Here is a 9,042-nt window from a genome sequence, read left to right on the forward strand (position 1 = left end):
GCTACTGGACGTAAAGCCTGAGCCGCTCGACCTCATGCTCGGGCGCGGGTGTAAAAACGTCGAGCGCCCAGGCCCCGATGTTTTCACGCAGCAGTGGGCCGACATATTCGTGGAGCGGGATATAGGCGGTGAAGTCCTGCGGGAACCAGCCTTCGAAACGATGTGCGACACGCCGTTCGGCCTCGTGCCCACGAAACACCTCGAGCAACCGCCGTTCCAATCGCGGAGGCAAGTCAAAGGCTTTCAAGAGCTGCGCATCGACGTCGATCAGCAATGTTTCGAGCGTCTTGTCGATCTCCGACGTGCGCAGTGCATGGGATGCGGCGGCGGCAAGAGCCTCATGATAGCGCCGCACCGCAGCGACCACCTCGCCGAATGCGTTACGCTTCGGCAGTGGCAGCTGCTTCATGATCACATTGGTGAGATGCTGATTGGTCGCGTGTTCGAGCATATAGGCGCTGGCAAGCGGGCTGTTGATCAGCGCCTCGATAACTTCCAACGGCAAATCCGAAGCGGTAGGCCAGATGCCGAAAAAGGCTTGCGATGGTACCAGCCCGGTGAGGTCGGTTACCCCGTCCAGGCGCCAAGGGCCGCGCGAACGAGGGGAGACGTTAGCGAGAATTTTCGGCTTGTCCCATGCGCGCGCGAGTGGGCCGAGCCGATAGGCAGCCTCTTCTCGCATATCGACATAGCCGGTGGTGGTAAGTCCGAACTGCAGCAGCGAGTCTGCGGGCTTAAGGACACCGGGTTTGAACCCCTCACGCGGTACCGCGCTCCAGCCGGCAGACTGGCTGATCCACTGCAGGCCGCGGTTAACCTCGGCCTTGCCGCCCAAGGTCGGATAATCAGCGAGATATTCCCAGACCTCATCGAGCGCGCCGATCCAGAGCTCGCCAGAGCGGACAGGCTTGATGCGGTGGCGTTCCGCAGTCGTCTTGCCACTCGCAAGAAATTCGTCCCGATCGCGGCCTGCGACTTCGATCGACCGCAATGAGGTCGGCGCGTTTTCCTGAAGTGTTGCATCGCGCAGCCCGGTTGCGACCACGATGGCCGCTTCAAAACTCGCGTGCTGAAAGACGCGCTGGGGTAAAGCCGTCAGTTCGATGCTGTCATATTGATCCGCAAGGAGCTGGCGTAATCCCGCATATTGTTGCTGGCGCAGAAAGCCATGCGGGAGAATGATGCCCAGCCCGTCCGGGCGCGCTTCGATCAGCGTCCGCAACACTGCCATTGGCTTCGAAACCGACTTTGCCGCCATCTCGGGGTAGAGCTGGCGTTCCTCGGCGTCGAAGTCCTCCCACGGCGGGTTGCACAGGATGATGCGCTTGCCGGCGACCTCGGCCGCCAGCGCGTCTTCCTCGAACAGGTCCCTCGATGCAATCTTCCACCCATTGGCGTTCGGATAATCCGCCAAAATCAGCGACAGCGTTGCTACCTCGCAGGCGAAGGCATCAAGTTCCGCGCCGCGGATACGCTTCACGAGGAAGGCATGCCGCTTCTGTCCGCCGAGCGTATCGGGAAGCTGGTCGCGCAGATGGCGCAGCGCCGCGACGAGGAACATGCCTGCGCCGGCAAAGGGCTCGTAGATCGAGATTCCTTCAGGATCGAAGCGGCCAAGATCGAGCTGGCTCACGACATATTCGGCCACTTGCCGCGGGGTAGAGTGCGTGCCGAAGCGCTTGCGCGTGTCAGCCGTAACAAGCGTGTTCTCGTAAACAAATGCCAGGCTATCCGACGAGATATTACGGAAGGTGATGGCGCAGCGAAGCGTCTTCCATGCCTTCTCGACGGCAGCCGACGGGAGGACATCGACCGCAGGCCGCGGCATGTGATCGAGCCGATAATATTCCTCAATGCCGGCGAGCACCTCACGCACCGGCGCACCCGTCCACGACGCCGCGTCGGGGTGCTGGCGATCGATCAGAATCTTCGCCGCGAGCAGCCTGAATGTCGTGCGGAAGACGGCCTCTTCGCGTTGCCGATCATCGATCCCGGTCAATAGCTGGGTGATGACCTCGCCGAGCAGCCGATCGAGTTTTACCTCGATCTCATGCTCGATCGCCGGCATCAATCCCAGATCGACGAAATCAAGCTGATAGGCGGTCTGCGTCTGGCCCAGCGACTTGGCGCGGTGGACTGCGCGCGGGTTCCAATTGTCGGCATTTCGCTCGAACAGCGCTTCGAGCTGGTCCAGCGGGACCCGTTCGCTCAGACGTGGTTTGCCCTCCGCACCAACCCGCCAAACTCCGATGTCTTCAGACCCGATCGAAAGCAGAATCGGTGCGCCAAGCGCTCGGCGGCGCGACACGGCGTCCGCATCATGCTCGCTGGCGATCACGCCAAAAGCGGCCGAGCGATAGGATTCGGGAACCTGGGTGAATGCCGCCAAAGCGACGCACTGTTCCTCGCCTGCGTCCGACAACACGTCGGCAAAGCTGTAGTCGTGGATAAGCGATTCCGGTCGATAGCCGATAGAACGCAGCCCGGCTTCGATTTTAGCGAGCGCCGTCATGCCAGGTCGCCTTGGGCTGTGCGCAACATGATGCCGCTCTCGGCGTCGGCAGGCGCTTCGCTTCGGCGCAAACCCACTGCCGGAAAGAGCGGAAGCTGCGCGATAGGCTCGGAGACACCGAAGCCCTGCGACAGCGCTTCGAGATGCGCATTGAGCTGAAGCAGAATGGTGTCGCGGTCGGCCGGCAGAGGATCGTTGCCGCCCAGCAGCGCGCACTCCTCAAGTCCAAAAATCGCCAGCCGGTAATTCCAAAGGCCCGGAAAAGACCTCCCATTCAAAAGCTCGCGTGCGCGATGCAGCAAGTCCCGATGAACCTGGAGTTCGACATGAAAGCGGCTGCGCATGACGACGGCAAGCCGGAGCAGCAGCACCGTCTGCCAGCCGAACTGAGCCTGCTGCCCTTGGCGCGATGCCGGAACGTCGGGATGAATGAGTCCGCGCCGCACGGTCCATTCGCGCAGTTGATCAGCCGACAGCCCGGTCAGCTCAAGGACATCGCGTGATCCGATCAGCCGCACCATTTTCTCCAGTTCGGGTATCGTACCCGAACAGGGATCGGGTATCATACCCATTCTTGCTGGTAAAGTCGCTTGCGCGTGGTCTTGCTGCACCGGGCGCCCGAGGCGCATCGGGAATGCTAATCCACTTCGCTGTAAGGTCGCATTCCTGAAGCGTATGATCGTCTCCTAACGTTCCCGATCTGTGAACGGCTCAGAACATAGTTGGCCGCCGGGGAAGATTGTCCGCAGCCTTCTGCGAGGATCTTAACTCGCATGAGGCATCGTCACCGACGGCGGCGCTTTCACGCGCCTTCAATCGTTCCTCAAAGGCAGCATATCGCGGGTCGGTCGGCTTGTCCTTGAAGAAGGTGGCGGCGATCCGGTCGGCGTAGGCGATGGCGAGATCGCGCCGAGGAAGGTCTTTCAGCACCTCATAATCGGGAGCTTTCAACAACAGCTCGAGCAGTTTTTCCCGCGGCGTCTCCTGATAGGAAGCAAACAGGAAGTCGCAGAAATCGACATAGGTTTCCGACCTGCTTCCCTGCTGCATGACGGCACCAAAATAGGTGTCGGGATAGCTGCGATATTCCTCCAGTTCCTCGGCTCCAAGGAACATGGTTGCCAGCACCTGCGAGCCGTCAGCGCGTTCGAAGTCCGCAAGAACTTCGCCCGTTTCCTCATTCACCGTCGCATTGACGAACCGTCCGGCAATCTTGCCGCCCTCACCGCCGATTTCATAATGCTGGCCATATTGCAGCCTCGGTCGCTTGCGCTCGGGCGCCAAGCTGCTGGGCAACTCGCCGTCGAACGTGGCAGGAATTTCAGACCGCGTCTTGAGCGAAGAAATCAGCGCATTCATGGCGGCGTGCCGATCACGCGAAGCCATTACCGCCGCATACCCCTTGTAAAGGACATCGGGTCCGAAATCATCCATCCGAAAGCCCGCGGCGATCGCCTGAAAGCCCGTCCCATTGCCGTCCAGATCGTGATGGAACTGATGGGCTGTCACCAAGACATAGGCCGGCGGATAGAGGGATCCGTCGCGCTGCGTCGCATCCTCGTTGCCGCGGATCTGGCGAAGGGCGTGTGTCGGCCATCCTTCGAGAGGATCGCCGGGATCGAGTTCGTCGGGGACGTTGATTTCGATCATTACCACGCGCGTATGCGCTGCGGATTTCTGCAGCGCCTTGATCAGCTTGCTTCCGACGCGAAGCGATTTTCCGTCCGCGTCGGTCTTTGCCGGGGCATCGCCATAATTTCGCGATTTAACCTCGACCGAGAATTTTTCGCCGGTCTCGGGCCAGGTCGCGACAAACTCCACCGTCGACGTCGCGCGGCGCCGCAACTCTTCATACTGCAGCTTGAAGCCCGCCTTGATAAAGGTCGCGGCCGCGTAGGTTTCGAAAAGCGCGCCCGTGAAATCATCCAATCGGCGGCTCTTCAACCGCTTCAGATAGACGTCAGCCATCTCTTGGCTGCCATGATGCGCGATCAGGTAGATATTGTAGGAAAGGTTGAGATAGGCGCGAATCGCTCCGGTCATCGGGCCGCTGATCATTTTGCGCTCTTCGGTCGCGAGCTTCTTTGCGGTCTCGATCGCAAGGCCGTACCAGCGCAGGATCGGGTTCCTCCTGTCCAGAGGCTTGCGCAGCTCCGCCTCGCTCCAGTCCTTACCGAGGCTTCCCACGAGATACTCGCGCAGGAAGTCGTGAAAGGTCTTCCATTTCGGCGAACTGTAGATCCGCTTTCCCACCGCAACGACCGTCGTGCCGCTCACCGCCGACGCGACGATCGGACGGCCAAGGCTTTGCTGCTGCCTGCGGTATTTGATCGCCTCGAGTTTCCGCCGGACCTGGTCCATGCGGTACCGTTCCGGCGGCGAGGATGCAGCCCCGGCTCCGATACCGCCGCAGCAGTGTTTGAATTTCCGTCCCTTGCCACATGGACAAGGGGCATTTCTGCCGATCTTTGCCACAGCCGGAATATCGTGCGCCCTGCGGGCGAACGCAATGTCGGCTTTCCAGCCGCGGGCGACCACAACTTAAACGGCCGACATCAGGCGCATTGCTGACCAATAATCACGCTGTTCGATTTGGCCCAATGCGACTGCACGGCTCGCTAGCTGACAATGCGGGTCCAGATTGTCGCGGTTGCAATTACTGCCAGAGAAACCAGGATCGACCATAGCCACAACAGGCTTTCAGGTTCGCTATCGCGTGGGTCGGGCCACAGACGGACCATCAGATCAGCGTCATATCGTCCGCTTGTTTCGCCTTCCGCGCGAACCACGGATCATCGGTGCGCTCGGCGACGAGCTTGTCGGCAGGATATTGGATCACGAGCTTCATCGCCTCCTCGGCATCGGCGCGCAGCCAGACGTCGTGGGCGTCGGGGGGAAGGATGACCGGCATTCGGTCGTGGATGTCCCAAAGTTCCTTGGTCGCATCGACCATGACGCCGGTATAGGCGTCGCCCCATTCATCGGTCGGGCGCCAGAGGCCCGCCCAGGCCGCAAGCGGCTGGTCGGCGACGCGGATCCAGGTGCGCGTCATCTTGCCGGGCTCGCCCTCGGCCTCGGCGAACGACGTAAACGGGATGAGGCAGCGCTGGGCGGGGTCGGTGAACCACTGGCGCCAGATCGTCCACAGTTTGTCGTCGCGGGCATTGTTGGTTGCGGTTGGCTTGTTCGGTTTGCCGGTGCGCTTGTTGGTCGAGTGGCGCGGGAAGCCCCAGGTCATCTGCTGCAGGATGCGTTGCCCCTGATCTTCGCGCACGACGATGCCGGGATATTGCGGATAGACATCGGCGGGCGCGTTGAAGCCATAGGTCGCTGGCGTCCTGAACAGGTTCGCCATCTCCTGGACCGTGCTTTTGTTGGTGTAGAGATTGCACACGCATGCGATCATGCCGCGCCCGCGCGGCCTGTCAATCGGCAACCGGCCAGGCGGACGCGCGTTCGCGATGCGAAGGAGACATGACATGACTGGCGAATATGATGCTGCCAAGACCGCGCCGGTCGAGCGCGTTGCCCGCGTGCTCGCCGGGCATGCATTGAGCCGCAACGCCGAAGGCGACATGGGGTCGGCGGGGCCCGCGGTCGACGATCTGTGGCCCGACTATGCTCCGGCGGCGCTTGCCGTGCTGCGCACCCTGCGCGAACCGAGCGGCCGCATGCTTGCGGTGGGCGACGCCGAGATCTGGGACCGGATGATCACCGCGGCTATCGAGGACGAAAGCCTCTCGGACTGAGCGGCCTCTAGCGCCGCCGCCGGAGCTGGCGCTTCCATTCGATGATATCGGGCATCGGCAGCTGGCGGGTGTGGTCGACGTCCACCAGCTCGAGCGTGGCAAGCGTCCGCTTCCGCTTGGCATAATAGCATTGCAGGCAGCGCATGCGTTTGCGCACTGCGGGCAGGCGGTCGTTCCACCCTTTGCGCTCGAATAGATACCACAGCGCATGCGGATCGAAGATGCCGACGTTCCCGCACGGGCACGACACCTTCACCGTATGATGCCGACATGCGACATCGAACAGACTGCTGATGGGATTGACGAGGGTCCGACTCATGACTCGACAAATGAGAACGAAAGCGGAACAATGGGCAAGAGGGATTCGAGTCGGAGTTTGAACAATGGAAGTGATCGACCGCAAATATCGCGGGCTTGAGATATGGGACGTCGATGACGTTGCGCCCGCGATCAGGGACGAGGCGACGGCTGCCGCGCTGGCCGTGCTCGATCTTGAGGGCGTATCGCCGCTGGAAGCTCGCGTTGCGCAGTTCACGCTGGAAGGCATGGACGACAAGGGCGTGCTCGACCGGGCCGACCCCTCTGACTTCGGCCTCAACATGGCGCATCTAAATGCTTGCCGGGAGGCAGAAGCCGCCGCGCGCCGCGTGATCGAACGGCTCGCTCCCAACCGCGCTGAACCCTATCTCATGCTCGGCGTGGCGGAATGGGCACTGGACGAATGGCAGGCCCACGACACGGATCCGACCAAGATATGACACCGGGACATAACGGCAAGCCGGTGACCGACCGCATCGCCGACTATATCGAACATCGGGCCGAACGGTTTACCGATCGCGCTGCAGCGACGGGCAACGCCGAATTGCTGGCACGTGCTACGACGCTCAATGCCGTGGCGTCGGACATTCGCGCCCGGCTTTTCGACGACTGACATGGTTTATCGAAAAGGGGAGCGCGCCGTCGCGAAAGAGATCCGCGCCTACACGCCCGATCATCCGGTTGCGAAATGGATTGCCGATGGCGACCACTGGCTGACGGCGTGGGTCGGGCAGATGTGCACGCCGTGGCAGACAATCACAAAAAAGACGGGCATCGCGCGCGAGCGGATCGACGAGCTTAATGATGACGCTGAGCCAACCCCGGATGAGCTGGAATTGCTCGCCGAACTGTGGTGGGTTACGCCCGAAGGGCTGCGGCGATCGATCGAAGAGGCTAAAGCCAACCCATGATTTTCTCCCTCTTGCTCGCCGCCACCGTTGTTCCTGCCGGTCAGTCGTTCAACTGCACCCCAAACGCGGTGTGGGACGGCGACGGGCCAGTTTGGTGCCCTGAAGAGCCTCATACCTGAGCGGCAAGACATCTCGATCCGCGCCGCAATCTTTCCTGATCGAACCCGTCCATTCGCCTGCGCACCTGCCCCGCGAAGATACCCCTCGCAAGGCTGACTCGGGTCTGCCCTCAGTGCAACCGGCGGCCCGCTTCGTTGTGGTCGGGGCTGATCGAAATTCGAATAAATGAAAAAAATTTCTCAGTAGCTTGGGAGCAGCTTTCGACGATCCTATAACTCAGGGTCGGCGGAATAATCTCGTCCGACGAGCTTTTAACATTAGCTCCAAGGAGAATAAGAATGAAGACCAGTTTTAATCGAGAAATTGCGATGGATTTCCTGATTTGTCTCAGCAGAATGATAACCCTTAGACGAGAAGTGGACGGGATACCTTCCAGAGAGGCTGCATTCACTGTTGCTGAAGCAGGGAATGAGCATGGTTTTGAGCAGGCGGTAAAAGAAGCCAACAAAGACCTGATTGTGCTTGCCTTCAAGCCCGGGAAGGAACGCCGTGGACCCGCCAATATCGCGGTTTATGAGACCTATGGCGGTAAAGTGAAGACGTGGCCTCGATGCTCGGTATGGGTTCTTTCCAGGGAAGGACCGGCTCTGATAGTTCCCAAGGGCGCGGATTTCGGCTTCGCTTATCACGATGCGGCACTTTGTCGGGTATTGGACATCCCGTTGGACCATCGGGCTGATCGGATCAAAATGGCGCGTAAGATCCTGTCACTGATGCCGCAGATCATGGCATGCGATCCCAATCCTTATGTAAGGGTTCATTGATCTCCCTGGGCGCAACGAGCGGTCGCTGGCAAGGCCGCGCTCCCGATTGGAGACGAAATAAGTATCATGGCGCGAGCGAACACCTGCCATCTGATCAACCCCTGATATGGGGCTCGCATAATGACATATTCGGCTGGCCCAGGCGTCGGCAATTCGATTGCCGACGCCTGGGCTCCGCAGATTCCCTTAGCGATTAGTCGGATAGAGCGAACGAAACGTCGCCATACGCATCGTAGAGCGCATGCCGGCGCGCAACAACTTGCGATTTACCGACGACGCGGTCCAATTCGCTCGGACTTGGCGAGCGCTAAGCGCTTCCACGATCTGAGTGTACCTAGCTGCCGACAGCCGGTCGGCGATCCGGACGATTAGCAACGCAAACAGGCGCGGCATTTCGCGCATAAAGACGACTGTCCCGCACACGGCAACGAGCACGACAATTGGTTCGACGCTAAACATTTCTTTTCTCCTCCGATCTTCATATCACCTGCTGCGCGCCATTTATCCTCTCTTCTTCGCGCCTGTAGTCATCGCTTGCAGATCCTTGCAAAGCGCCATGCGGAAACGCGGCATTCGAGAGTGCCGACCCCGGGCGTCGTCGAGGCCCGGCGCCGACACGATGTCAGCGAGAGATTTGGGACATCGCCGCCGCCATGACATATTCGGGC

The 9,042-nt window shown here is 60.5% G+C and carries 11 protein-coding genes and 1 pseudogene; 5 read left to right on the forward strand and 7 right to left on the reverse strand.

Annotated features, from left to right (window positions below; all coding sequences use genetic code 11):
- Window position 1: 1 nt before the first annotated feature.
- From G9408_RS11290 to G9408_RS11305, 5 genes and pseudogenes are all read right to left on the reverse strand, one after another.
- Window positions 2–2,512, reverse strand: a complete 2,511-nt coding sequence (locus tag G9408_RS11290) for an HsdM family class I SAM-dependent methyltransferase (RefSeq protein WP_168454048.1) — start codon at window positions 2,510–2,512, stop codon at window positions 2–4.
- Complete coding sequence (locus tag G9408_RS11295) at window positions 2,509–3,033, reverse strand: MerR family transcriptional regulator (protein ID WP_168454049.1); 525 nt, start codon at window positions 3,031–3,033, stop codon at window positions 2,509–2,511. Before G9408_RS11295 ends, G9408_RS11290 begins: the two co-directional genes overlap by 4 nt.
- Window positions 3,034–3,223: 190 nt before the next feature.
- A complete protein-coding gene (locus G9408_RS11300) occupies window positions 3,224–4,873 on the reverse strand; it encodes a hypothetical protein (protein ID WP_235957700.1) in 1,650 nt (549 codons plus the stop codon).
- Between the two features lie 45 nt (window positions 4,874–4,918).
- Window positions 4,919–5,050 (reverse strand): annotated as a pseudogene (locus tag G9408_RS16745) (SEC-C metal-binding domain-containing protein); the annotation flags it as partial.
- Between the two features lie 202 nt (window positions 5,051–5,252).
- Entirely contained in the window at window positions 5,253–5,918 is a 666-nt protein-coding gene (locus G9408_RS11305) for an SOS response-associated peptidase (protein WP_168454051.1), read from the reverse strand.
- A gap of 73 nt (window positions 5,919–5,991) precedes the next feature.
- Here G9408_RS11305 and G9408_RS11310 point away from each other — a divergent pair, with 73 nt between their 5' ends.
- Window positions 5,992–6,261: a hypothetical protein gene (locus tag G9408_RS11310; RefSeq protein WP_168454052.1), complete on the forward strand. Its 270-nt coding sequence runs from the start codon at window positions 5,992–5,994 to the stop codon at window positions 6,259–6,261.
- A gap of 7 nt (window positions 6,262–6,268) precedes the next feature.
- Here the strand turns inward: G9408_RS11310 and G9408_RS11315 are convergent, their stop codons facing one another.
- Window positions 6,269–6,580, reverse strand: a complete 312-nt coding sequence (locus G9408_RS11315) for a hypothetical protein (RefSeq protein ID WP_168454053.1) — start codon at window positions 6,578–6,580, stop codon at window positions 6,269–6,271.
- 64 nt (window positions 6,581–6,644) lie between these two features.
- Here G9408_RS11315 and G9408_RS11320 point away from each other — a divergent pair, with 64 nt between their 5' ends.
- From G9408_RS11320 to G9408_RS11335, 4 genes are all read left to right on the forward strand, one after another.
- Complete coding sequence (locus tag G9408_RS11320; protein WP_168454054.1) at window positions 6,645–7,019, forward strand: hypothetical protein; 375 nt, start codon at window positions 6,645–6,647, stop codon at window positions 7,017–7,019.
- On the forward strand, window positions 7,016–7,192 hold the full coding sequence (locus G9408_RS11325) for a hypothetical protein (protein ID WP_168454055.1): 177 nt from the start codon (window positions 7,016–7,018) through the stop codon (window positions 7,190–7,192). Before G9408_RS11320 ends, G9408_RS11325 begins: the two co-directional genes overlap by 4 nt.
- A 1-nt stretch (window position 7,193) precedes the next feature.
- On the forward strand, window positions 7,194–7,490 hold the full coding sequence (locus tag G9408_RS11330) for a hypothetical protein (protein WP_168454056.1): 297 nt from the start codon (window positions 7,194–7,196) through the stop codon (window positions 7,488–7,490).
- A gap of 398 nt (window positions 7,491–7,888) precedes the next feature.
- On the forward strand, window positions 7,889–8,374 hold the full coding sequence (locus G9408_RS11335; RefSeq protein ID WP_168454057.1) for a hypothetical protein: 486 nt from the start codon (window positions 7,889–7,891) through the stop codon (window positions 8,372–8,374).
- Window positions 8,375–8,560: 186 nt separating this feature from the next.
- On the opposite strand, the gene G9408_RS11340 is transcribed toward G9408_RS11335, so the two are convergent.
- The gene (locus G9408_RS11340; RefSeq protein WP_168454058.1) at window positions 8,561–8,833 is read right to left on the reverse strand and encodes a hypothetical protein; all 273 of its coding nucleotides are present in this window, start codon (window positions 8,831–8,833) and stop codon (window positions 8,561–8,563) included.
- Window positions 8,834–9,042 lie beyond the last annotated feature (209 nt).

It is taken from the genome of Sphingopyxis microcysteis (assembly GCF_012274265.1).
Classification (GTDB): Bacteria; Pseudomonadota; Alphaproteobacteria; order Sphingomonadales; family Sphingomonadaceae; genus Sphingopyxis; species Sphingopyxis microcysteis.

What these genes read in the sequence shown, in the direction of transcription:
- G9408_RS11295 (WP_168454049.1), bottom strand. Translation starts at nt 3,033, where the DNA reads ATGGTGCGGCTGATCGGATCACGCGATGTCCTTGAGCTGACCGGGCTG.
- G9408_RS11300 (WP_235957700.1), bottom strand. Translation starts at nt 4,873, where the DNA reads ATGGACCAGGTCCGGCGGAAACTCGAGGCGATCAAATACCGCAGGCAG.
- G9408_RS11305 (WP_168454051.1), bottom strand. Translation starts at nt 5,918, where the DNA reads ATGATCGCATGCGTGTGCAATCTCTACACCAACAAAAGCACGGTCCAG.
- G9408_RS11320 (WP_168454054.1), top strand. Translation starts at nt 6,645, where the DNA reads ATGGAAGTGATCGACCGCAAATATCGCGGGCTTGAGATATGGGACGTC.
- G9408_RS11290 (WP_168454048.1), bottom strand. Translation starts at nt 2,512, where the DNA reads ATGACGGCGCTCGCTAAAATCGAAGCCGGGCTGCGTTCTATCGGCTAT.
- G9408_RS11325 (WP_168454055.1), top strand. Translation starts at nt 7,016, where the DNA reads ATGACACCGGGACATAACGGCAAGCCGGTGACCGACCGCATCGCCGAC.
- G9408_RS11340 (WP_168454058.1), bottom strand. Translation starts at nt 8,833, where the DNA reads ATGTTTAGCGTCGAACCAATTGTCGTGCTCGTTGCCGTGTGCGGGACA.
- G9408_RS11315 (WP_168454053.1), bottom strand. Translation starts at nt 6,580, where the DNA reads ATGAGTCGGACCCTCGTCAATCCCATCAGCAGTCTGTTCGATGTCGCA.
- G9408_RS11310 (WP_168454052.1), top strand. Translation starts at nt 5,992, where the DNA reads ATGACTGGCGAATATGATGCTGCCAAGACCGCGCCGGTCGAGCGCGTT.
- G9408_RS11335 (WP_168454057.1), top strand. Translation starts at nt 7,889, where the DNA reads ATGAAGACCAGTTTTAATCGAGAAATTGCGATGGATTTCCTGATTTGT.
- G9408_RS11330 (WP_168454056.1), top strand. Translation starts at nt 7,194, where the DNA reads ATGGTTTATCGAAAAGGGGAGCGCGCCGTCGCGAAAGAGATCCGCGCC.